The 19,813-nt window shown below is 70.9% G+C and carries 22 protein-coding genes, 4 tRNA genes and 1 pseudogene; 7 read left to right on the forward strand and 20 right to left on the reverse strand.

Translation table 11 applies throughout. The features are described 5' to 3' along the window. Positions 1-9: 9 nt before the first annotated feature. The 4 genes from rplK to OG373_RS17100 form a co-directional block, all read right to left on the reverse strand. On the reverse strand, positions 10-444 hold the full coding sequence (rplK, locus tag OG373_RS17085; protein WP_030008445.1) for a 50S ribosomal protein L11: 435 nt from the start codon (positions 442-444) through the stop codon (positions 10-12). Positions 445-609: 165 nt separating this feature from the next. After that, positions 610-1,539 carry a transcription termination/antitermination protein NusG gene (gene nusG, locus OG373_RS17090; RefSeq protein ID WP_405439113.1) on the reverse strand — a complete coding sequence of 310 codons (930 nt, stop codon included), beginning with the start codon at positions 1,537-1,539 and terminating at the stop codon, positions 610-612. Positions 1,540-1,621: 82 nt separating this feature from the next. Next, positions 1,622-1,903, reverse strand: coding sequence for a preprotein translocase subunit SecE (gene secE / locus OG373_RS17095; RefSeq protein ID WP_030388883.1), 282 nt, complete (start codon positions 1,901-1,903; stop codon positions 1,622-1,624). A 106-nt stretch (positions 1,904-2,009) separates the two neighbouring features. Beyond that, a tRNA-Trp gene (locus tag OG373_RS17100) sits at positions 2,010-2,082 on the reverse strand. A 193-nt stretch (positions 2,083-2,275) separates the two neighbouring features. Between OG373_RS17100 and OG373_RS17105 the strand changes: the two genes are divergently transcribed. Both OG373_RS17105 and OG373_RS17110 read left to right on the forward strand, forming a co-directional pair. Next, entirely contained in the window at positions 2,276-3,502 is a 1,227-nt protein-coding gene (locus OG373_RS17105; protein ID WP_405439114.1) for a pyridoxal phosphate-dependent aminotransferase, read from the forward strand. A 330-nt stretch (positions 3,503-3,832) separates the two neighbouring features. Continuing rightward, entirely contained in the window at positions 3,833-4,852 is a 1,020-nt protein-coding gene (locus tag OG373_RS17110; protein WP_053171258.1) for an adenosine deaminase, read from the forward strand. Here OG373_RS17110 and OG373_RS17115 read toward each other — a convergent pair. The 10 genes and pseudogenes from OG373_RS17115 to OG373_RS17160 form a co-directional block, all read right to left on the reverse strand. Further along, positions 4,842-5,258 (reverse strand): hypothetical protein, encoded by a 417-nt coding sequence (locus OG373_RS17115; RefSeq protein ID WP_397733227.1) that lies wholly within the window; start codon positions 5,256-5,258, stop codon positions 4,842-4,844. The two genes, OG373_RS17110 and OG373_RS17115, sit on opposite strands and share 11 nt — an antisense overlap. A 16-nt stretch (positions 5,259-5,274) precedes the next feature. Next, positions 5,275-6,345, reverse strand: a pseudogene (locus OG373_RS17120) (UDP-N-acetylmuramate dehydrogenase); the annotation flags it as partial. Between the two features lie 64 nt (positions 6,346-6,409). After that, complete coding sequence (locus OG373_RS17125) at positions 6,410-6,808, reverse strand: DUF3291 domain-containing protein (protein ID WP_397733229.1); 399 nt, start codon at positions 6,806-6,808, stop codon at positions 6,410-6,412. Positions 6,809-6,847: 39 nt separating this feature from the next. Then, a complete protein-coding gene (locus tag OG373_RS17130; RefSeq protein ID WP_405439115.1) occupies positions 6,848-8,296 on the reverse strand; it encodes an MFS transporter in 1,449 nt (482 codons plus the stop codon). An 82-nt stretch (positions 8,297-8,378) separates the two neighbouring features. Then, positions 8,379-8,948 carry a TetR/AcrR family transcriptional regulator gene (locus OG373_RS17135; protein WP_405439116.1) on the reverse strand — a complete coding sequence of 190 codons (570 nt, stop codon included), beginning with the start codon at positions 8,946-8,948 and terminating at the stop codon, positions 8,379-8,381. Between the two features lie 222 nt (positions 8,949-9,170). Beyond that, positions 9,171-9,599 carry a MaoC family dehydratase gene (locus tag OG373_RS17140; protein WP_405439117.1) on the reverse strand — a complete coding sequence of 143 codons (429 nt, stop codon included), beginning with the start codon at positions 9,597-9,599 and terminating at the stop codon, positions 9,171-9,173. 1 nt (position 9,600) lies between these two features. Beyond that, positions 9,601-10,053 carry a MaoC family dehydratase N-terminal domain-containing protein gene (locus OG373_RS17145; RefSeq protein WP_052874778.1) on the reverse strand — a complete coding sequence of 151 codons (453 nt, stop codon included), beginning with the start codon at positions 10,051-10,053 and terminating at the stop codon, positions 9,601-9,603. Between the two features lie 179 nt (positions 10,054-10,232). Then, entirely contained in the window at positions 10,233-10,397 is a 165-nt protein-coding gene (gene rpmG / locus OG373_RS17150) for a 50S ribosomal protein L33 (protein ID WP_003956487.1), read from the reverse strand. Positions 10,398-10,485: 88 nt separating this feature from the next. After that, a tRNA-Met gene (locus tag OG373_RS17155) sits at positions 10,486-10,558 on the reverse strand. Between the two features lie 48 nt (positions 10,559-10,606). Then, a tRNA-Thr gene (locus OG373_RS17160) sits at positions 10,607-10,679 on the reverse strand. A gap of 399 nt (positions 10,680-11,078) precedes the next feature. Here OG373_RS17160 and OG373_RS17165 point away from each other — a divergent pair. After that, entirely contained in the window at positions 11,079-12,359 is a 1,281-nt protein-coding gene (locus OG373_RS17165) for an amidohydrolase family protein (RefSeq protein ID WP_405439118.1), read from the forward strand. Between the two features lie 53 nt (positions 12,360-12,412). Then, positions 12,413-13,069 carry an SDR family oxidoreductase gene (locus OG373_RS17170; RefSeq protein WP_405439119.1) on the forward strand — a complete coding sequence of 219 codons (657 nt, stop codon included), beginning with the start codon at positions 12,413-12,415 and terminating at the stop codon, positions 13,067-13,069. 58 nt (positions 13,070-13,127) lie between these two features. Here OG373_RS17170 and OG373_RS17175 read toward each other — a convergent pair whose 3' ends face one another. From OG373_RS17175 to OG373_RS17185, 3 genes are all read right to left on the reverse strand, one after another. Continuing rightward, positions 13,128-13,520 (reverse strand): DUF3574 domain-containing protein, encoded by a 393-nt coding sequence (locus tag OG373_RS17175; RefSeq protein WP_405444088.1) that lies wholly within the window; start codon positions 13,518-13,520, stop codon positions 13,128-13,130. A 93-nt stretch (positions 13,521-13,613) separates the two neighbouring features. Further along, positions 13,614-14,033: a hypothetical protein gene (locus OG373_RS17180; RefSeq protein ID WP_405439120.1), complete on the reverse strand. Its 420-nt coding sequence runs from the start codon at positions 14,031-14,033 to the stop codon at positions 13,614-13,616. A 147-nt stretch (positions 14,034-14,180) separates the two neighbouring features. After that, positions 14,181-14,262 (reverse strand) — tRNA-Tyr (locus OG373_RS17185). Between the two features lie 200 nt (positions 14,263-14,462). On the opposite strand from OG373_RS17185, the gene OG373_RS17190 reads away from it, so the two are divergent. From OG373_RS17190 to OG373_RS17200, 3 genes are all read left to right on the forward strand, one after another. Continuing rightward, on the forward strand, positions 14,463-14,951 hold the full coding sequence (locus OG373_RS17190) for a YajQ family cyclic di-GMP-binding protein (RefSeq protein ID WP_030009008.1): 489 nt from the start codon (positions 14,463-14,465) through the stop codon (positions 14,949-14,951). Between the two features lie 196 nt (positions 14,952-15,147). Continuing rightward, on the forward strand, positions 15,148-16,575 hold the full coding sequence (locus OG373_RS17195; RefSeq protein WP_405439121.1) for a SulP family inorganic anion transporter: 1,428 nt from the start codon (positions 15,148-15,150) through the stop codon (positions 16,573-16,575). An 18-nt stretch (positions 16,576-16,593) separates the two neighbouring features. After that, positions 16,594-17,829 carry an APC family permease gene (locus tag OG373_RS17200; protein WP_405439122.1) on the forward strand — a complete coding sequence of 412 codons (1,236 nt, stop codon included), beginning with the start codon at positions 16,594-16,596 and terminating at the stop codon, positions 17,827-17,829. Here the strand turns inward: OG373_RS17200 and OG373_RS17205 are convergent. The 3 genes from OG373_RS17205 to htpX form a co-directional block, all read right to left on the reverse strand. Beyond that, positions 17,813-18,337, reverse strand: a complete 525-nt coding sequence (locus tag OG373_RS17205) for an SMI1/KNR4 family protein (protein WP_405439123.1) — start codon at positions 18,335-18,337, stop codon at positions 17,813-17,815. The genes OG373_RS17200 and OG373_RS17205 overlap by 17 nt on opposite strands. 121 nt (positions 18,338-18,458) lie before the next feature. Continuing rightward, positions 18,459-18,851, reverse strand: coding sequence for a YccF domain-containing protein (locus tag OG373_RS17210; RefSeq protein ID WP_397734792.1), 393 nt, complete (start codon positions 18,849-18,851; stop codon positions 18,459-18,461). Beyond that, positions 18,848-19,711 carry a zinc metalloprotease HtpX gene (htpX, locus tag OG373_RS17215; RefSeq protein ID WP_397735050.1) on the reverse strand — a complete coding sequence of 288 codons (864 nt, stop codon included), beginning with the start codon at positions 19,709-19,711 and terminating at the stop codon, positions 18,848-18,850. Before htpX ends, OG373_RS17210 begins: the two co-directional genes overlap by 4 nt. Positions 19,712-19,813 lie beyond the last annotated feature (102 nt).

Here is a 19,813-nt window from a genome sequence, read left to right on the forward strand (position 1 = left end):
GTGGCTGGATCAGCCTTCGACGGTGACGCCCATCGAACGCGCGGTGCCGGCAATGATCTTGACGGCGGCGTCGATGTCGTTGGCGTTCAGGTCGGGCATCTTCAGCTCGGCGATCTCCTTGACCTGGGCAGCCGTGAGCTTGGCGACCTTGGTCTTGTGGGGCTCGCCGGAGCCCTTCTCGATGCCCGCGTGCTTCAGGATGAGGCGCGCGGCCGGCGGAGTCTTGGTGATGAAGGTGAAGGAACGGTCGTCGTAGACCGTGATCTCCACCGGCACGACCATGCCACGCTGCGACTCGGTCGCGGCGTTGTAGGCCTTGCAGAACTCCATGATGTTGACGCCGTGCTGACCGAGCGCGGGGCCGACCGGCGGAGCCGGGTTGGCCGCACCGGCCTTGATCTGGAGCTTGATAAGCCCCGTGACCTTCTTCTTCTTGGGAGGCATTGCTCTCTCCGGGTCCTAGTGAGAGTTTTCAGCCGTGCATCCGGTCATCCGGATGGAGGCATACCGCACCACGATAACGGGTATCGGCGCGGGGCTAAAAACCGAGCAGGTCAGACCGCCCTTCACGGGGCGATCTGACCTGTCCGGAAGCTGTTGCTCAGAAGATCAGTTCTTCTGGATCTGGTCGAAGCTGAGCTCGACCGGGGTCTCGCGGCCGAAGATCTCGACGAGGCCCTTGACCTTCTTCGAGTCGGGGTTGATCTCGTTGATGGTCGCCTGCAGCGTCGCGAACGGGCCGTCGGTGACGGTGACCGAGTCGCCGACCTCGAAGTCCAGGACCTCGATGGTGCGCTTGACGGCGGGCGCGGGCAGACCGGCCTCTTCCGCGGCGGCCTTGGCGGCCTTCTCCTGCGCCTCCGGGGCGAGCATCTTGACGATCTCGTCCAGGGTCAGCGGGTACGGGTCGTACGCGTTGCCGACGAAGCCGGTGACGCCGGGGGTGTTGCGGACGACGCCCCAGGACTCGTTCGTCAGATCCATGCGGACGAGAACGTAACCGGGCAGCTTGTTCTGCCGGACGTTCTTGCGCTCGCCGTTCTTGATCTGGACGATCTCTTCCTCGGGCACCTCGGCCTGGTAGATGAACTCCTCGACGTTCAGCGAGACGGCACGCTGCTCGAGGTTGGCCTTCACGCGCTTCTCGTAGCCGGCGTAGGTGTGGATCACGTACCACTCGCCGGGCAGGAGGCGGAGCTCCTCGCGCAGGGCCTGGATCGGGTCGACGGGCTCGGCGGGCTCGACCGGAGCGGCCTCTTCGGCCTCTTCCTCGTCGGCCTCGACCTCGACCTCGACCTCGTCAGCAGCCTCTTCGACCTCGGCGTCGGCCTCGGCCTCGACCGCGGTGTCAGCCTCGACCTCGACCTCGTCCTCGTCGGACTCGACGTGCAGCGCGGCCTCTTCGGCAGCGGCACCCGCCTCGGCGTCGGCGAGCTCGGCCTCGTCGGGGTCCACAGCGTCCGCCGCCTCGACGATGTCGAGCTCGTCCTCGACGGACTCGACGGAGTCGTGGCTCGCGTTCAGGTTCGGGTCAGACACGGTGGCTGCTTCTTCCTGGATACAAAAGGTGGTGGAACATGCGAAAACGGGCGACACCCATCAGGCGCCGCCCCCCGCGGGATCAGCCGAAGACGAACTTGATGGCTTTCTCGAACCCAAAGTCAATCACGGTCACCAGACCGATCATGATGACGACGAAGACAATCACCACGGTGGTGTACGTCGTGAGCTGGTTGCGAGTGGGCCAGACAACCTTGCGGAGTTCCGCGACGATCTGGCGGTAGAAAAGCGCGAGCCGGCCCAGAGGGCCCTTCTTGCCGCGCTTGCCGCCCTTGCGGGCCTTCTTCTCGCGCGTCTCGTCCTCGGCGTCAGGCATGTCGATGGAGCCCAGGGCGTCCGTCACGTCTCTCACCTGAATCCGGGTCGTGGCCGTACCGCGCCCGGTTGCGCCGCACGGCGTTGCATCTAAGTACGTACCTGCGCACACACGTCCGAGTTGGAGTGTGGAGCAGGGCCGGAGGGACTCGAACCCCCAACCGCTGGTTTTGGAGACCAGTGCTCTACCAATTGAGCTACGACCCTTTGCGTCCCCCAACCTACCGCATCCGAGCGAGTGCACGGAGTGCTCACGCTTCTCAGCGGCTGGCGAGGTCCAACGACAGGTGAGTGTACGTGAACCGGGACCTGACGTCGAACAGCACCCGAGCTGACATGCGGCAGTCCGTTGACTGAAACGGTGTGCGGGGCTTCTTTGCCGTCTGGGACGATTGCTCGTATGACCTCTGCAACGCCTTCCTCCGAGCGCCGGGTGTCCGCCCGAATCGGCGCCATTTCCGAGTCCGCCACCCTCGCCGTGGACGCCAAGGCCAAGGCCCTCAAGGCCGCCGGGCGCCCGGTGATCGGCTTCGGTGCCGGCGAACCCGACTTCCCGACCCCCGACTACATCGTCGAGGCCGCGGTCGAGGCCTGCCGCAACCCCAAGTACCACCGCTACACGCCGGCCGGCGGCCTGCCCGAGCTCAAGGCCGCGATCGCCACCAAGACCCTGCGGGACTCCGGCTACGAGGTCGAGACCTCGCAGATCCTGGTGACCAACGGCGGCAAGCAGGCGATCTACGAGGCCTTCGCGGCCATCCTGGACCCGGGTGACGAGGTCATCGTCCCGGCTCCGTACTGGACCACCTACCCGGAGTCGATCCGTCTCGCCGGCGGTGTCCCGGTCGAGGTCGTCGCCGACGAGACCACCGGCTACCGGGTCTCCGTCGAGCAGCTGGAGGCCGCGCGCACCGAGCGCACCAAGGTCGTCCTGTTCGTCTCCCCGTCCAACCCGACGGGCTCGGTCTACAGCGAGGCCGACGCCCGCGCCATCGGCGAGTGGGCCGCGGAGCACGGCCTGTGGGTGATGACGGACGAGATCTACGAGCACCTGGTCTACGGCGACGCGAAGTTCACCTCGCTGCCCGTGCTGGTCCCGGCCCTGCGCGACAAGTGCATCGTCGTCAACGGCGTCGCCAAGACGTACGCCATGACCGGCTGGCGCGTGGGCTGGATCATCGCCCCGCAGGACGTCATCAAGGCCGCGACGAACCTCCAGTCGCACGCCACCTCCAACGTCTCCAACGTGGCCCAGGTCGCGGCGCTCGCCGCCGTCTCGGGCAACCTGGACGCGGTCGCCGAGATGCGCAAGGCCTTCGACCGCCGTCGCCAGACCATGGTCAAGATGCTGAACGACATCGACGGCGTCCTCTGCCCCACCCCCGAGGGCGCGTTCTACGCGTACCCGTCGGTCAAGGAGCTGCTCGGCAAGGAGATCCGCGGCAAGCGCCCGCAGACCTCCGTCGAGCTCGCGGCCCTGATCCTGGACGAGGTCGAGGTCGCGGTCGTCCCGGGCGAGGCCTTCGGCACCCCCGGCTACCTGCGCCTGTCCTACGCCCTGGGCGACGAGGACCTGGTGGAGGGCGTCTCCCGCATCCAGAAGCTCCTGGCCGAGGCCAAGGCCTAGGCCTGACACGCCCCCGGCACGACCGAGCGGCGCCGACCCCCGGGTGGGGTCGGCGCCGCTCGCCGTTCCCCCTCTTTCACCCCACGCCGGCCCACCCGGCCCCACCCGGCCCCACCAGGCCCACCCCAGCCCCGCCGGCGTTTGAGGCGCTCTTTCAGCCCCGCCGGCGTTTGAGGCGCTCTTTCAGCCCCGCCGGCGTTTGAGGCGCGGGTCCGGGCAGCGCCCGGGAGGCCCCGCGCAGCGGCCTCGGCTCCCGTTCACGCGTTCGCGCAAGCCCCCGATCGGTAAAACCCCCTCCCGCCGAGCGCAGCGGTACGGCAGGATCACCAGATGGAGCACGCACGCGATCTCACGCTTCTGCCCAAGGCCCACCTCCACCTGCACTTCACCGGGTCGATGCGACCATCGACCCTGCTGGAGCTCGCGGACAAGTACGGGGTGCGCCTTCCGGACGCCCTGACGGCCGGGGAACCGCCCAAGCTCCGCGCCACCGACGAGCGCGGCTGGTTCCGCTTCCAGCGGCTCTACGACGCCGCGCGCTCCTGCCTGCGCGAGCCCGACGACATCCGGCGCCTGGTCCGCGAGGCAGCCGAGGAGGACGTACGGGACGGCAGCGGCTGGCTGGAGATCCAGGTGGATCCCACCTCCTACGCCCCCCTGCTCGGCGGAATGATCCCGGCCGTCGAGATCATCCTCGACGCCGTCGACGCCGCCTCCCGCGAGACCGGCCTCGGCATGCGGGTCCTCATCGCCGCCAACCGCATGAAGCACCCTCTCGACGCCCGCACCCTCGCCCGCCTCGCCGTCCGCTACGCCGACCGCGGAATCGTCGGTTTCGGCCTCTCCAACGACGAGCGCCGCGGCATGGCCCGCGACTTCGACCGGGCCTTCGCCATCGCCCGCGAGGGCGGCCTCCTCGCCGCCCCGCACGGCGGCGAGCTCACCGGCCCCGCCTCCGTCCGTGACTGCCTCGACGACCTGCACGCCTCGCGCATCGGGCACGGCGTCCGGGCCGCCGAGGACCCCCGGCTCCTCAAGCGGCTCGCCGACCGGCAGATCACCTGCGAGGTCTGTCCGGCCTCCAACGTCGCCCTCGGGGTCTACGAGCGGCCCGAGGACGTCCCGCTGCGCACGCTGTTCGAGGCCGGGGTCCCCATGGCGCTGGGCGCCGACGACCCGCTGCTCTTCGGGTCCCGGCTCGCGGCCCAGTACGAGATCGCCCGCCGCCACCACGCCTTCACGGACGCGGAACTCGCCGAGCTGGCCCGCCAGTCGGTGCGCGGGAGCGCGGCGCCCGACGACGTACAGGCCAAGCTGCTGGCGGGGATCGACCACTGGCTCACCGGGTGAGCCGCAGGTCCCCCTCGTAGCAGTCGGCGCGCACCCGCCCGCCGTCCAGGAAGCCGATCTCCAGGTGCGTACGGCCCTGCGCGGGCAGTGCGAACTCGGCGACCGAGGCGACCGTCTCGCCCAGGTGCGCGAGGAAGGGGTGGTCGCCGAGGTCCTCGCCGACCTCGATGCGGCCCCACTCCCCCATGTCGTACGCCTCGTGGGGTGCGGCGGACTCGACGATGAGGCACTGGTCGGAGCCGGTGGTGATCCGGATCGTGTCGCCGATGCTGTCGATCAGCCAGACGTCGAGGGGCGCCTCGGAGCGTTCGCCGTCACTGATGTGCCAGGACGCGACGACTCGGCTGAGCGTGCGCCCCACGAGACGGGTGGGGTCCGTACCGGCCCCGTGCAGGGGACAGAGCATGGGCGGCCGGGGCTCCTCAGATGCTGACGCCGACCGTCACCGGCTCGTTGACCAGGGTGACGCCGAAGGCCGCGTGGACGCCCGCGACGACCTCGCGGGCCAGGGTGAGGAGGTCCTCGGTGGTGGCCTCGCCGCGGTTGGTGAGGGCGAGGGTGTGTTTGGTGGAGATGCGCGCGCGGCCGGTGCCGTAGCCCTTGGTGAAGCCGGCCTTGTCGATCAGCCAGGCCGCGCTGGTCTTCGTACGGCCGTCACCGGCGGGGTACGCGGGCGGGGCGGTGTCGGCGCCGAGGCGGTCCTGGACGCGGCTGAGGAAGGCGGCGTAGGCCTCGTCGGTCAGGATCGGGTTGTGGAAGAACGAACCGGCCGACCAGGTGTCGTGGTCCGCGGGGTCGAGCACCATGCCCTTGCCGGCGCGCAGCCGCAGCACGGTCTCGCGGGCGGTGGCGGCCGGGACCCGGTCGCCCGCCCCGACACCGAGGGCGCGGGCGGTCTCGGGGTACTTGATCGGCGCGGACAGGCCGCCGGCGTCCTCCAGGGCGAAGCGCACGCGCAGCACGACGTAGCGGTCGGGCTGGTCCTTGAAGGTGCTGTTGCGGTACCGGAAGGCGCATTCGGCGGCGCTCAGGGTGACCGTCTCGCCGGTGGTGCGGTCGTAGGCGACGACTTCGGTGATGGTGTCGCAGACCTCCTGGCCGTACGCCCCGACGTTCTGGATCGGGGTGGCACCGGCCGAGCCGGGGATGCCGGCGAGGCACTCGATGCCGGCGAGGCCGGCCTCGACGGTGCGGGCGACGGCGTCGCTCCAGTTCTCACCGGCGGCGAGCTCCAGCCGTGTCCCGTCCAGGTCGAAGCCGGTGGTCGCGATGCGCAGGGCGGTGCCGTCGAAGCCTCGGTCGCCGATGACCAGGTTGCTGCCGCCGCCGATGATCAGGAGCGGGGTGCCGCTCTCGTCCGCGGCGCGCACGGTGGCGACGACCTCGGCGTCGGTGGTCGCGGTGACCAGGCGGGCGGCGGGACCACCGAGACGGAAGGTGGTCAGCGGGGCGAGGGGGGCATCGTGGAGTTCCTGCACGTGGACAAGAGTACGGTCCGTGCCCCTCGCATCCCTGCGGGGCCACGGACCGTACTCGCTCGTCCCCCTGCCGGCGGGGTCAGCGGCTCGTCTTCTGCTCGGCGAGGCGGCGCTCCGCCTCGTCCCAGGTGAGGGGCAGCTCGGCGGCCGGGACGGTCCAGTAGGTGAAGGCCGATTCCTTCATGTACGCGCTGGCCGCGCGGGAGCTGGTGCGGTGGGGCTCGCTGCGGGCGAAGCGGTGGAGCGCGTCCCGGTCCTCCCATGCGGAGAGGGTCAGGAAGGTGCGGCTCAGGACGCGGGCACGCAGGGCGACGCCGTGGGCGCCGGGGGCCTTGCGGATCTGGAGGATGATGCCGGGCGCCTTGAGGAAGAACCTGATGGCGCCCGCGAGGGTGGCGGTCTCGAAGCGGGAGGCCATGACGTAGACCTCGGCATCGGGGGCGGCCGCGGTGGGCGTGGACCAGGGGATGTCGGGCATGGCGAGTGCTCCTTGGTGGTCGGTGTCGTGTGTGGGTGGTCAGCCGGCGGCGGGGACCTTGTCCGGGACGGCGGTGGTCCGGCCGGCGAGCACCGGGGCGGCCTTGGACCTGCGGGGCACCAGCAGGGCCAGTGCGGCGGCGAGGGCGACCGCGCCGGCGCCGATCCACAGGGCGGGGATGGTGCCGTCGGTGAAGGCCTGCGGGGACTCGTAGCCCCCCTGGGCCGAGAAGACCGAGGCCAGGACGGCGACGCCGAGGGCTCCGCCGACCTCGCGCAGGGCGTTGTTGGTGCCCGAGGCCTTGCCCTGGTCCGCCGTGGCGACCGTGGACATCAGGACGTTGGCGGCGGGGGCGAAGTAGAGGGCCATACCGATGCCGCTGAGGATCAGCGGCGGGAGCTGGGCCGAGTACGAGACGTCCGCGCTCAGGATCGCCGCGAACCAGCCGAGCCCGAGGGCCTGCAAGGCCAGCCCGGCGGCGACGACGGGGCGGCCGCCGATGCGGTCGGAGAGGATCCCGGCCAGCGGGGCGACGATCATCGGCATCCCGGTCCAGGGCAGCATGCGCAGGCCGGCCTCGGTGGGCGAGTAGCCGGCGACGCCCTGGAGGAACTGGCTGAGCAGGAAGATCGACCCGAACATGCCGAGGAACATCAGCAGGCTGGCCAGGTTGATCCCGAGGAAGCCGCGGTCACGGAAGAGCCGCATGGGGAGCATGGGGTTGGCGTGGGTGAAGCCGTGGTGGATGAACCCGCCGACGAGCGCGGTGCCGACGATGAGGCCGGTCAGGACGGGGGCGCTGGTCCAGCCCTCGGCGTTGGCGTTGACCAGGGCGTAGACGATGCCGAAGAGGCCGCCGCTGATGAGCAGGGTGCCGGGGATGTCGAGACGCGCGCCGGGGGCGGTGGACTCGGCGAGGCGCAGGCGGGCGAGCGGGATCAGGGCGATGCCTATCGGCACGTTCAGCCAGAAGATCCACTGCCAGGAGATGTGCTCGGTGAGGCTGCCGCCGATGAGGGGACCGCTGGCGACGGCGAGGCCGGTGACGGCTCCGTAGATACCGAGGGCCATGCCGCGGCGGGCGGCCGGGACGGCGGCCGTGAGCAGGGTGAGGGTGAGCGGCATCATGATCGCGGCGCCGACGCCCTGCACGGCGCGGGCGGCGATGAGCGCGTCGATGCCGGGTGAGAGGGCGGCTGCGGCGGAGGCGCCGGTGAAGATCGCGAGGCCCGCGATGAAGAGCCGGCGGCGGCCGAAGCGGTCGCCGAGCGCGGCACCGAACATGAGGAGGACGGCGAAGGTGAGCGTGTACGCGTTCACCGTCCACTCCAGGTCCTCCAGCTTGCCGCCGAGGTCCTCGCGGATGGCGGGGAGGGCGGTGGTGACGACCAGGTTGTCGAGTGCGGCCATGAAGCTGGCCACGCCGGTGAGGATGAGGGCCCAGACGGCGGGGCCGCGGAGCTTGGTGTCCGTCTCTTGCGTGTGCACGATTCCCCCTGCGGTTTGTTAGTTATTGCTGACTAACTTTCATGGCCAAACGAATGCGCGCGAGCAGATCGCGCGCACACCCTCACGCCTCGAGGCGCCCCTTGGCCCGCGCCGAGGGGTAGAGCCCCTCCCAGACCCGGTGCTCGGGCGGGAAGCCCATGGCGGCGAGGGTGTTGATCAGCATTCCGTAGGCCATGAAGGTCGTGGTCTCACCGACGTCCCCACCGAAGGGCACGTGCACGGTGTCCCAGAGCTCCATCCACCCCTTGCGCACGAGCTCGCCGAGCTCGTGATCCCCGGCCGCCTCGGCGGCGGCGACGGTGACGTACATCTGCAGCTGCATCTGGAGCTTGTCGGGATCCTCGGCGATCAGCCGGGTGTAGGCGTTCGCCATGGCGTGGGTGGCCTCCTCGCCGTGCAGCCCTTCGGCAGCCTCGGCGAAGACCGCCCGCGTATCCCTCATGCAGCGTTCGGCCGCGGCGAGGAAGATGGCGGGCTTGTTCGGGAAGAGCCGGAAGAGATACGGCTGCGAGACACCCACCCGCTTGGCGATCGCCTCGGTGGAGGTCCCGTAGTAACCCCCACGCGCGAACTCATGCATCGCCGCGCGAATGACGCTCTCACGCCGCTCATCTGCGCTCATCCTCACCATGAGGCCAAGTTAGTGCTCAATCACTAACTAAGTCAAGGGGGTGGTGACGTTCGGGGTGGCTTCGGTGGGCGGGGTCCGCGGGGGCGGTGGTCAGGGATGCGTATGGGGGTTTCCCGTCAGTCTCATCGTCTCTCCGTGTCGGGCCGGTCCCGCCAAACCAAAGGGGGCGGAGGCCCACCGGCCCCCGCCCCGTCCTTCGCGCCCCCTCGCCGCGCTACCGCCTCAGGCCAGTTCGACCACCGCGCGGGACATGCCCAGGACCTTCTGGCCCGCGCTCATGGCCGTCAGGTCGACCCGGACGCGGTTGTCGTCCAGCTTGGCGGCGACCTTCGCGGTGACCTCGATCAGACCGCCCTGGTCGTCGTTCGGGACCACGACCGGCTTGGTGAAGCGCACTCCGTACTCGACCACCGCACCCGGGTCGCCGACCCAGTCGGTGACCACACGGATCGCCTCGGCCATGGTGAACATGCCGTGCGCGATCACGTCCGGCAGCCCAACCCCCTTGGCGAACTTCTCGTTCCAGTGGATCGGGTTGAAGTCGCCGGAGGCGCCCGCGTACTGGACGAGCGTGGCGCGCGTCACGGAGAACGACGCCGCCGGCAGCTCGGTGCCGACCTCGACGTCGGCGTACTGGATCTGCGCTGCCATGTCAGGCCTCCTCGGGGGCGCGGGAGACGAGCTTCGTCCACGCCGTCACCACGTGCTCGCCGGTCTCGTCGTGGACCTCGCCGCGGATGTCGATGACGTCGTTGCCCGCGAGCGACTTCACGGACTCGATGGTGGAGACCACCGAAAGCCGGTCACCGGCCCGCACCGGGCGGGAGTACGCGAACTTCTGGTCACCGTGCACGACTCGGCTGTAGTCCAGCCCCAGCTGCGGGTCCTCGACGACCTGGTCGGCGGCCTTGAAAGTGATCGCAAACACAAAAGTCGGCGGAGCGATCACATCGGGGTAGCCGTACGACTTCGCGGCTTCGGGATCGGTGTAGACGGGATTGGTGTCACCCACCGCAGCCGCGAATTCGCGGATCTTCTCCCGGCCGACCTCGTACGGATCGGTGGGCGGGTAGCTCCGCCCCACGAAGGACTGGTCGAGAGCCATGACTCACTACCTCCTGATGAAGGGACACGAATGACGCAAGAACAAAGACGGGAACAGGAACAGGAACAGGAACATGAACGGGAACAGGCCCGGTCAAGGGCACGGAAACGACACAAGGCCGCCCCCCGATGAAGGGGACGACCTCATGACGGTGCCTGTTATTCGAGACTTCGCTGGGGTCAGCGGGTCTCGCGGTGCGCGGTGTGCGAGTTGCAGCGCGGGCAGTGCTTCTTCATCTCAAGACGGTCCGGGTTGTTACGCCGGTTCTTCTTGGTGATGTAGTTCCGCTCCTTGCACTCCACGCAGGCCAGCGTGATCTTCGGGCGGACGTCGGTGGCAGCCACGTGAGTGCTCCTTGACGGAAATTGGGACGGATGAACGCATACAAGAGTAGCCGACCGGGAGACCGACCCCGCAATCGGCTACTGTGTGTAGCGGCGACCGGACTTGAACCGGTGACACAGCGATTATGAGCCGCTTGCTCTACCGACTGAGCTACGCCGCTTTGATGTGATCAGCTCCCCACCCGAGGGTGGGGAACCTCTCTCACCAGAGCCCCAATGCGGAATCGAACCGCAGACCTTCTCCTTACCATGGAGACGCTCTACCGACTGAGCTATTGGGGCGAGCGATGAAGACATTACACGGTTGCCTGCCGATCGCCCAAATCCTTTGCAGGGACAGGGCTCCGAGGGGGTTCGCCGGACCTTCTTGATCAACCTGTCGATCACTCACGACCCGCTTTTCGGCCAGATTGTGGGCGGGCTCACACTCCCGTACCCGTTCGGAGCCGCCGATCGTCACTCGGAGCTACGGAGTCGCCGGGGCCACCCGGGCGCACATGCGGGCGCCGCGGCGCGTGGGCACCACACCGGTACGACTATTGCGCTCTTCCGTGAAGCGGGGTGCGCCGCGCCCTAGGCTCGGCACACGCTGCGTGATCTTGGGCCGCGGGCCGCAGACTCGGCCACTGCCACTGCCACTGCCACGGCTCCAGGAACCGCCCGAGCCACCGCAGGAGCGCGATGTCCGACAGCCAGCCGCAGCAGCCGTTCCAGTCGCCCCGCAGCGGCAACGGCAACGGCCATGGCAACGCGGCCGCAGCCGAATCCACCACCCTGCTGCTCGCCGGGGCCCGGCTCACGGACGGCCGAACCGTCGACGTCCGCTGCGGCGGCGGCCGGATCCAGGCCGTCGGCACCACCGGCAGCCTCGCCTCCCCCGCGCTGTCCCGGGTGGACCTGTCCGGCTACCTGCTGCTCCCCGCCCCCGCCGAGCCGCACGCCCACGGGGACACCGCGCTGACCGCCGACGGCGAAGGGCCCGTCTCCTACACCCCGGACGAGGTCCAGCGCCGGGCCACCGAAGCCGCCCTGCTCCAGCTCGGCCACGGCGCCACCGCCGTCCGCTCCCACGTCCGCATCGGCGACGTGCACGGCCTGGGTCCCATGGAGGCCGTGCTCCAGGCCCGCCGCTCGCTGCGCGGGCTCGCCGACCTCACCGCCGTCGCCGTCCCCCGGCTGCTGACCGGGGTGGCGGGGGCGGACGGGCTCGCCATGCTGCGGGACGCGGTCAAGATGGGCGCCTCGGTCATCGGCGGCTGCCCGGACCTGGACCCGGACCCGACGGGCTTCCTCGAAGCCGTCCTGGAACTCGCCGCCGAGCACGGCTGCCCCGTCGATCTGCACACGGACGGTGATGATCCGGCCCGCCTCTCCCGGCTCGCGGTGATGGCCGGCGGGCTGCGCCCCGGGGTGACCATCGGCCCCTGCGGCGGCCTGTCCCGGCTCCCGCTGGACGCGGCCTCCCGCGCCGCCGACCAGCTGGCCGCGGCCGGCGTACGCGTGACCTGCCTGCCCCAGGGCGACTGTGCGGCCCTGGAACGCCGCGGCCTGCGCACCGCACCCGTACGGCTGCTGCGGGCCGCCGGTGTGCGCGTCGCGGCCGGCAGCGGGGCGCTGCGGGACGCCGGGAACCCCGTCGGCCGCGGTGACCCGCTGGAGGCCGCGTACCTGCTGGCCTCCCAGGGCGGCCTCCGGGCGGGCGAGGCCTACGAGTCGGTCAGCGCCTGCGCCCGTGAGGCCATGGGCCTGCCGGAGGTCCGGGTGGAGGCCGGTTTCCCGGCGGAGCTGCTCGCCGTACGCGGGGAGCGGATCGCGGGCGTGCTGTCCCTCGCGTACAGCCGGATCGTGATCCACCGCGGGCGGGTGGTAGCCCGTACGAGTGCCGTACGCGAGTACTGCGACTCCGCCGTCGCGGTGGCTCTGGACCTGCCCCGGCAGGGCCGGACGGAGCCCGGTCCCTGAAGTTCGCCGTGCGTTCGCGGGCGTGGGCGGCCGGGTCGTCGTACGGTCGGGTCATGCGCATCGTCATCGCGGGTGGACACGGTCAGATCGCGCTGCGGCTGGAGCGACTGCTCTCCGCGGGCGATTACGAGGTCGCGGGCATCATCCGCGACCCGGCACAGGCCGACGCCCTGAGGCAGGCGGGCGCCGAGCCGGTGCTCTGCGATCTGGAGTCGGCCTCGGTGGACCATGTGGCCGGGATTCTGCGGGACGCGGACGTGGCGGTGTTCGCGGCCGGTGCGGGACCCGGCAGCGGGATCGGACGGAAGGACACCGTGGACCGGGGCGCGGCGGTGCTGTTCGCCGACGCCGCCGAACGGGCCGGCGTGCGGCGCTTCCTGATGGTGTCTTCGATGGGCGCCGACGCGCACCACGGGGGCGAGGAGGTCTTCGACGCGTACCTGCGGGCCAAGGGTGAGGCCGACGACCACGTACGGACCCGTCTGGGCCTGGAGTGGACTGTCCTGCGCCCGGGTTCGCTGGTCGACGACGCCGGGACGGGCCTGGTCCGTCTGGAGGCTCAGACGGGCCGCGGGGCCGTCCCGCGCGACGACGTGGCGGCGGTTCTGGCCGAGCTGATCGAGACGCCGGCGACGGCGGGCCTGACCCTGGAGCTGGTCTCCGGCTCGACGCCGGTGCAGGTGGCCGTGAAGGACGTGGCCGGCAACTGAGGCCGCTGCCACGGCCGTCCGGCGGCCCGGCCGTCGGACGGGCTGCCGCTCCCGTGGGTCAGAACCCGGCGCTGACCTTGTCGTCGGACCGGCCGACCGAGTCCTGCTGGTACTGGTCCTCGTAGGCCTGCCGGATCCGCTCGATGCGCGTGCTGCGCTCGCCGGCCTCCTTCTCCGGGTACAGCAGGACCACCTCGTACGAGGTCTCGCGGACGATCTTGCCGTCCTGGCCCCGCCACTGGCCGTAACCGTCGTGGAGGGTCAGTCCCTCGGGGAAGGCGGGGGTGATCTCCCGGTCCAGGAACCGCATGAACTCGCGTTCCTCGACCGTGCCGCGGCCGTCGGCCCGTTGGGTTCCGAAGTACAGCCGGGTCTCCGCGTAGGGCTCCCCCACGTCCGGGTGGAGGGCCGCTCCCACCAGGGCCGGGATCCCCGCGCCGAGCAGGGCCATGAGCACCCCGCCACCGACCTTCCCACGTGTGTCAGATGTCCATTTCACCCCCGGTGAACGAAATGCGGCCGCCGATGTTGCGGTCGGCCCCGGTCAGTACGTCAGGCGGCGCTGCCACCAGGGGTCGCCCGGGGCGGCGTACGGGTCGCTGAGGGTACGGGCGAGGAAGCGCTCGTCGAGCGGCGCGATCACGGCGCGCAACTCGCGCCGGGCCCGGGGCGGGAGGAGGTGGCAGACGGTCTCCAGCGTCCCGCGGCAGTAGCCCACCCAGTCGCAGCAACCGTGGTCGTCGTCCGCCGCCGGGTAGATGATCCAAGGTCCCCGCTGGTAGACGGTCCGGCGCCAGTGCCGCAGGGACCGGTAGGTGTCGCCGCGCGAGAGGCGGCGCCGTTCGACGCGGGCGATCGCGGCGAGGGTGGCGGCGGATACGCCTTGGACGACGCCGCGCTCGTGCGGTCGGGGCGGTGGGACGGGCAGGTCGATCCTGACCTGCGAGGGTGCCTTACGCGGCACGGGCCTTTCGGCTGCTGATGCTGATCATGCGGCCAGCATGCCGCAGCCGCGTCGGCCGCGCCCAACGCTTTTCGCGCCCGACGCCGCCGATGACGAAAGAACCCCCGCTCACTGTGATTCCACAGATGAACGGGGGTTCCACTCGCGTGGCGGCGCCAGGGTTCGAACCTGGGTAGGCTGAGCCGGCAGATTTACAGTCTGCTCCCTTTGGCCACTCGGGCACACCGCCAAGAGTTGCTGCCGTTTTTTCCGCCTTTCGGCGGCGCTCCCCGGCAACGACGTAAACGATACCTGATGACCGGGGGTGCTTCACCACCGGATTGATCAGCGCTGCGGGTGGGCGCGGTGGCTAGGCTTTGCCGAGCGGGCCGGGGATGTCCGGCCGCGCCCTCCGGGGTGATCACAACCGACTTCAAGGAGCCACAGCACATGGCCGACTCCAGTTTCGACATCGTCTCGAAGGTCGAGCGGCAGGAGGTCGACAACGCCCTCAACCAGGCCGCCAAGGAGCTCTCGCAGCGCTACGACTTCAAGGGCACCGGCGCCACGATCGCCTGGTCCGGCGAGAAGATCCTGATGGAGGCGAACTCCGAGGAGCGCGTGAAGGCCGTCCTGGACGTCTTCGAGACCAAGCTGGTCAAGCGCGGGATCTCGCTGAAGGCGCTGGACGCCGGGGAGCCGCAGCTGTCCGGCAAGGAGTACAAGATCTTCGCCACGATCGAGGAAGGCATCTCGCAGGAGAACGCCAAGAAGGTCGCGAAGATCATCCGGGACGAGGGTCCCAAGGGCGTCAAGGCCCAGGTCCAGGGCGAGGAGCTGCGTGTCAGCTCGAAGAGCCGTGACGACCTCCAGGAGGTCCAGGCGCTGCTCAAGGGCAAGGACCTGGACTTCGCGATCCAGTTCGTGAACTACCGCTGACCCCAGCTCCGCGATCTGCCTCACGCCGGCCCGGCGGTCCTCACGGACCGCCGGGCCGCGGCGGTTGCGAGGGGGGGGTGTGTGCGGGGCGTGTGCGGCGCACGCGCCACTACGGGCTCCTGTGGGTACTTGGGCGGCGATGAGTGCGCCCACCACGCTGGTGGCATCACATCACCGCGTGGCAGGGGGTTCTCGCATGCCTGGGGCCGGCACGTTTCGCGATGACTTCGGAGCGTCCGTCGTCGTCGCGCTGGTCGCACTCCCCCTGTGCGTGGGAGTGGCGGTCGCCTCCGGGGTGCCGGCCGAACTCGGGATCGTCACCGGGGTGGTCGGCGGGCTGGTCACCGGGTGGTTCCGCGGGAGCTCCCTGCAGGTGAGCGGGCCCGCGGCCGGGCTGACCGTGCTCGTCTACGAGGCGGTGCAGGCCTACGGTCTTCCCGCGCTCGGGGTGCTGGTGCTGGCCGCCGGGGTGATGCAGCTGGGCATGGGGGCGCTGCGGCTCGGGCGGTGGTTCCGGGCGATATCCGTGGCCGTCGTGCACGGGATGCTGGCCGGGATCGGGCTGGTGCTGATCTCCGGGCAGCTGTACGCCCTGGGCGGTGTGGAGGCTCCGGGGCAGACCCTGGCGAAGCTGCGCGGGGTGCACGAGCTGGGGGCGCAGGCCGACTTGGCCGCCGTCCTGCTCGGGTTGGGCACCATCGCCGCCATGGTCGCCTGGCGGCGGGTGCCCGCCAGGCTGCGGATCGTGCCCGGGGCGCTCGTCGGGGTGGCCGCCGCCACCGCCGTGGCCGTCCTGCTGCGGCTGCCCGTCGAGAAGGTGCGGGTGACGGGCGTTCTGGCAGCCGTGTCCCCGCCGGGCTGGGGGGACTTCGGGGTGCTGGCCTCGGTCGGCGCGGCCGGGACGGTGGTCGCGCTGGCGCTGATCGCGTCCGCCGAGACGCTGTTCAGCGCGGCCGCCGTGGACCGCATGCACGACGGGCCGAGGACGGAGTACGACAAGGAACTCATCGCCCAGGGCGTGGGCAACACTCTGTGCGGGCTGCTCGGGGCGCTGCCGATGACCGCGGTCATCGTGCGCAGCGCCGCCAATGTGGAGGCCGGTGCGCGCACCCGCGCGGCCAGGGTGATGCACGGCGGCTGGCTGCTGCTCTTCGCCGTGGCCTTCCCCCGGGCTCTGGAGAGCGTGCCGCTGGCCGCGCTGGCCGGGGTGCTGCTGCACGCGGGGTGGAAGCTGCTGCCGGCCCGGGCGGTGGCCGCGCTGTGGCGGACGCACCGGGGCGAGGCGGTGGTGCTGCTGGTCACGGCCTCGGCGATCCTGGTCACCAACCTCTTCGAGGGGGTGCTGATCGGGCTGGGGCTCGCCGTCGCCAAGGCGGCCTGGGAGACCTCCCACGTGCACATCGAGGAGGTGTGGGAGGACGAGGAGCTCTGCGTGCGGGTCGTGGGGAACGCCAGTTTCCTGCGGCTGCCGAAACTGCTCGACGCCCTGGACGCGCTGCCGCACGGGCAGCCGGTACGGCTGGACCTGAGCGGGCTGCGCCACATGGACCACGCGTGTCTGACCGCGCTGGAAGGGTGGGAGCGCGCACGGACGCCGCTTCCCGGCCGGGAGGGCGTCATCTAGCGGGGTTACCCTCCGCCCGTGGAAAACGAGTTGAGGCGCACTCTGGGGGTGTCCGACGCCGTCGTCGTCGGACTCGGCGCGATGGTGGGCGCCGGTATCTTCGCCGCTCTGGCGCCGGCGGCGCGGGCGGCGGGCGGCGCCCTGCTGGCCGCGCTGGCCGTGGCGGCTCTCGTGGCCTACTGCAATGCGCACTCCTCGGCGCGGCTGGCCGCCCGGTACCCGGCCTCCGGCGGCACGTACGTCTACGGCCGCGAGCGGCTCGGCCCCTTCTGGGGGTATCTGGCCGGCTGGGCCTTCGTGATCGGCAAGACCGCCTCCTGCGCGGCGATGGCCCTCACGGTGGGCGCGTACGTCTGGCCCGGGCAGCAGCATGCCGTGGCCGTCGCGGCGGTGGTGGCGCTGACCGCCGCGAGCTACGGCGGTGTGCAGCGGTCGGCCCGCGTCGCCCGGCTGATCGTGGCGACGGTGCTGGCGGTGCTGGCCGGGGTGGTCGTGGTGTGCCTGTCCTCCGGGGCAGCGGGGGCGGCGCGGCCGGGCGGCTCGGACTGGGGTGTCTTCGGGCTGTTGCAGGGCGCCGGGCTGCTGTTCTTCGCCTTCGCGGGCTACGCCCGGATCACCACCCTGGGCGAGGAGGTGCGCGAGCCGGAAAGGACGATCCCGCGGGCGGTGCCGCTCGCGCTGGGGATCGCGCTGCTGGTGTACGCCGCGGTGGCGGTGGCGGCTCTGTCGGTGCTCGGCGTCGAGGGGCTGGCACGGTCGGCTGCCCCGCTCGCCGACGCGGTGCGGGCGGCCGGTCGGCCCGAACTGGCCCCGGTGGTGCGGGTGGGCGCGGCCCTGGCCGCGCTGGGCTCGCTGCTGGCGCTCGTGCTCGGGGTTTCGCGGACGGCCCTGGCGATGGCGCGCGACGGTCATCTGCCGCGCGCGCTGGCTGTCGTCCATCCCCGGCATCAGGTGCCGCACCATGCGGAGTTGGCGGTGGGTGCGGTCGTGGCGGTGCTGGCGGCCACCGCCGATCTGCGGGGCGCGATCGGTTTCTCCTCCTTCGGGGTGCTCGTCTACTACGCGATCGCGAACGCCTCCGCGTGGACTCTCGATTCAGCTGTCAAGGGTCGAGCCGTGGCAGTGGTCGGGCTGTCCGGCTGTGTGGTGCTGGCGTGTGCGCTGCCCCTCGCGTCGGCGGCCTGGGGGGCGGCGGTGCTGGCTGCGGGCGCCTTCGTCTACTGGCTGCGGGGGCGGCTCAGATCCGGGATCTGAACCCGTCCCAGGGCGTCAGCTCCAGGTCGTACTCCTCCCCCGCCGGCGACTCGTCGCAGTACCAGGCGGTGCCGTCGAGCCAGCCGCGCAGCCAGGCGGCCAGGCCGGGGGTGTCGATGGACCAGGCGAGCTCGGGCTCCCCGAGATTCGGGTCGAAGAGCAGGACCTGGGCGGTGTCGGAGCGGCAGTCGACGCAGACGGACATGGAGCAGCCGAAGTCGGCTATCGGCAGCACGCCCTCGGGCCAGCGCCAGGCCGACGAGCGGCCCGCCCCGTAGGCACGGACGGCGTGGCGCAGTGACAGCAGTCCGCACTCCGGGCCGAATCCGCCGTCACCGACACGGGTGTAGAGCGCGGCGAGCAGGGGCGGCAGGGCGAAGCCGAGTATGCCCTCGGCCCGGGCGATCTCCTCTGTGCCCAGGGCGGCGGGCAGGGGCACTCCGGACCCCTGCGCGGAGTTGCGCGCGCGCTCGGCGACTTGCTCCAGCAACTGCTCGGTCTCGTTCATGCGTTCATGGTGACGCACCCCACCGACAGCCGCCCGGGCCTGTGGACAACTCCGCCCGCAGGCCGATCCGGACGGCCTGCGGGCGGGGTGTGCGGCGGCGTCCACGACGCCGGCTTCTGCGTCAGCGGGAGGCGAACGGCGCGTCCGTCGGGACGATCTCGCGGCCCAGCGGGAGCAGGGCGAGCGGGACCATCTTGAAGTTGGCGATGCCGAAGGGGATGCCGATGAGGGTGATGCAGAGCGCGATGCCCGTAAAGATGTGCCCCAGGGCCAGCCACCAGCCCGCCAGGACCAGCCACAGGACGTTGCCGATGGCGGATCCGGCGCCCGCGTCGTGGCGCTCGACCGTGGTGTAGCCGAAGGGCCAGAGGGCGTAGACGGCGATGCGGAAGGCGGCGATGCCGAACGGGATGCCGATGATCGTGATGCAGAGGATCGCACCTGCGAGGAGGTAGCCCAGGAACAGCCAGATGCCGCTGAGGATGAGCCAAATGATGTTGAGGATTGTCTTCACTGGCGGCGGCCTGCCATCTGTTCGAGCCGGGCGATGCGCTCGGCCATCGGAGGGTGTGTGGAGAACATCTTAGAAAGGCCCGCGCCCGGGCGGAACGGGTTGGCGATCATCATGTGGCTCGCCGCTTCCAGCCGGGGCTCCGGGGGCAGCGGGAGCTGCTTGGTGCCCGCGTCGAGCTTGCGCAGGGCACTGGCCAGGGCGAGTGGGTCCCCGGTGAGTTGGGAGCCGGAGGCGTCGGCCTCGTACTCGCGGGAGCGGCTGATGGCCAGCTGGATCACCGAGGCGGCCAGCGGGCCCAGGATCATGATCAGCAGCATGCCCAGGAGGCCGGGGCCCTCGTCGTCGTTCGACCGGCCGATCGGGATCAGCCAGGCGAAGTTCACCAGGAACATGATCACCGAGGCGAGTGCCCCGGCGACCGAGGAGATCAGGATGTCGCGGTTGTAGACGTGGCTGAGCTCGTGGCCGATGACCCCGCGCAGCTCGCGCTCGTCGAGGATGCGCAGGATGCCCTCGGTGCAGCAGACCGCGGCGTTGCGCGGGTTGCGGCCGGTGGCGAAGGCGTTGGGGGCCTCGGTGGGCGAGATGTACAGGCGTGGCATGGGCTGGCGCGCGGACGTGGAGAGCTCGCGCACCATGCGGTAGAGCTGTGGAGCCTCGAACTCGCTCACGGGGCGGGCGCGCATCGCGCGTAGAGCCAGCTTGTCGCTGTTCCAGTACGCGTAGGCGTTCGTCCCGAGGGCGACGAGGACGGCGATGATCAGGCCGCCCCGTCCGAAGAAGCTGCCGATGAGGATGATGAGTGCGGACAGCCCGCCGAGGAGTACGGCGGTCTTGAGCCCGTTGTGCCGGCGGTGCACGGTACGCCCTCCAGGTGGTGCGGCAGGGGAGCCCGTCATGGATGTGAGGGTCTACGGTCCAGTGGACCCTCCCTTCCTGGTCAACGCGAGGTGAGGGCGTCA

It is taken from the genome of Streptomyces avidinii (assembly GCF_045161815.1).
Lineage (GTDB): Bacteria > Actinomycetota > Actinomycetes > Streptomycetales > Streptomycetaceae > Streptomyces > Streptomyces avidinii.

Bases quoted from the DNA above. Each gene is read 5' to 3' on its own strand.
- OG373_RS17195 (WP_405439121.1), top strand. From the start codon at position 15,148: ATGCCTGGGGCCGGCACGTTTCGCGATGACTTCGGAGCGTCCGTCGTC.
- OG373_RS17115 (WP_397733227.1), bottom strand. From the start codon at position 5,258: ATGCTCTGTCCCCTGCACGGGGCCGGTACGGACCCCACCCGTCTCGTG.
- OG373_RS17135 (WP_405439116.1), bottom strand. From the start codon at position 8,948: ATGGTGAGGATGAGCGCAGATGAGCGGCGTGAGAGCGTCATTCGCGCG.
- OG373_RS17145 (WP_052874778.1), bottom strand. From the start codon at position 10,053: ATGGCTCTCGACCAGTCCTTCGTGGGGCGGAGCTACCCGCCCACCGAT.
- OG373_RS17140 (WP_405439117.1), bottom strand. From the start codon at position 9,599: ATGGCAGCGCAGATCCAGTACGCCGACGTCGAGGTCGGCACCGAGCTG.
- OG373_RS17110 (WP_053171258.1), top strand. From the start codon at position 3,833: ATGGAGCACGCACGCGATCTCACGCTTCTGCCCAAGGCCCACCTCCAC.
- OG373_RS17205 (WP_405439123.1), bottom strand. From the start codon at position 18,337: ATGAACGAGACCGAGCAGTTGCTGGAGCAAGTCGCCGAGCGCGCGCGC.
- OG373_RS17165 (WP_405439118.1), top strand. From the start codon at position 11,079: ATGTCCGACAGCCAGCCGCAGCAGCCGTTCCAGTCGCCCCGCAGCGGC.
- OG373_RS17175 (WP_405444088.1), bottom strand. From the start codon at position 13,520: ATGGCCCTGCTCGGCGCGGGGATCCCGGCCCTGGTGGGAGCGGCCCTC.
- rplK (WP_030008445.1), bottom strand. From the start codon at position 444: ATGCCTCCCAAGAAGAAGAAGGTCACGGGGCTTATCAAGCTCCAGATC.
- OG373_RS17190 (WP_030009008.1), top strand. From the start codon at position 14,463: ATGGCCGACTCCAGTTTCGACATCGTCTCGAAGGTCGAGCGGCAGGAG.
- OG373_RS17125 (WP_397733229.1), bottom strand. From the start codon at position 6,808: ATGCCCGACATCCCCTGGTCCACGCCCACCGCGGCCGCCCCCGATGCC.
- OG373_RS17105 (WP_405439114.1), top strand. From the start codon at position 2,276: ATGACCTCTGCAACGCCTTCCTCCGAGCGCCGGGTGTCCGCCCGAATC.
- OG373_RS17170 (WP_405439119.1), top strand. From the start codon at position 12,413: ATGCGCATCGTCATCGCGGGTGGACACGGTCAGATCGCGCTGCGGCTG.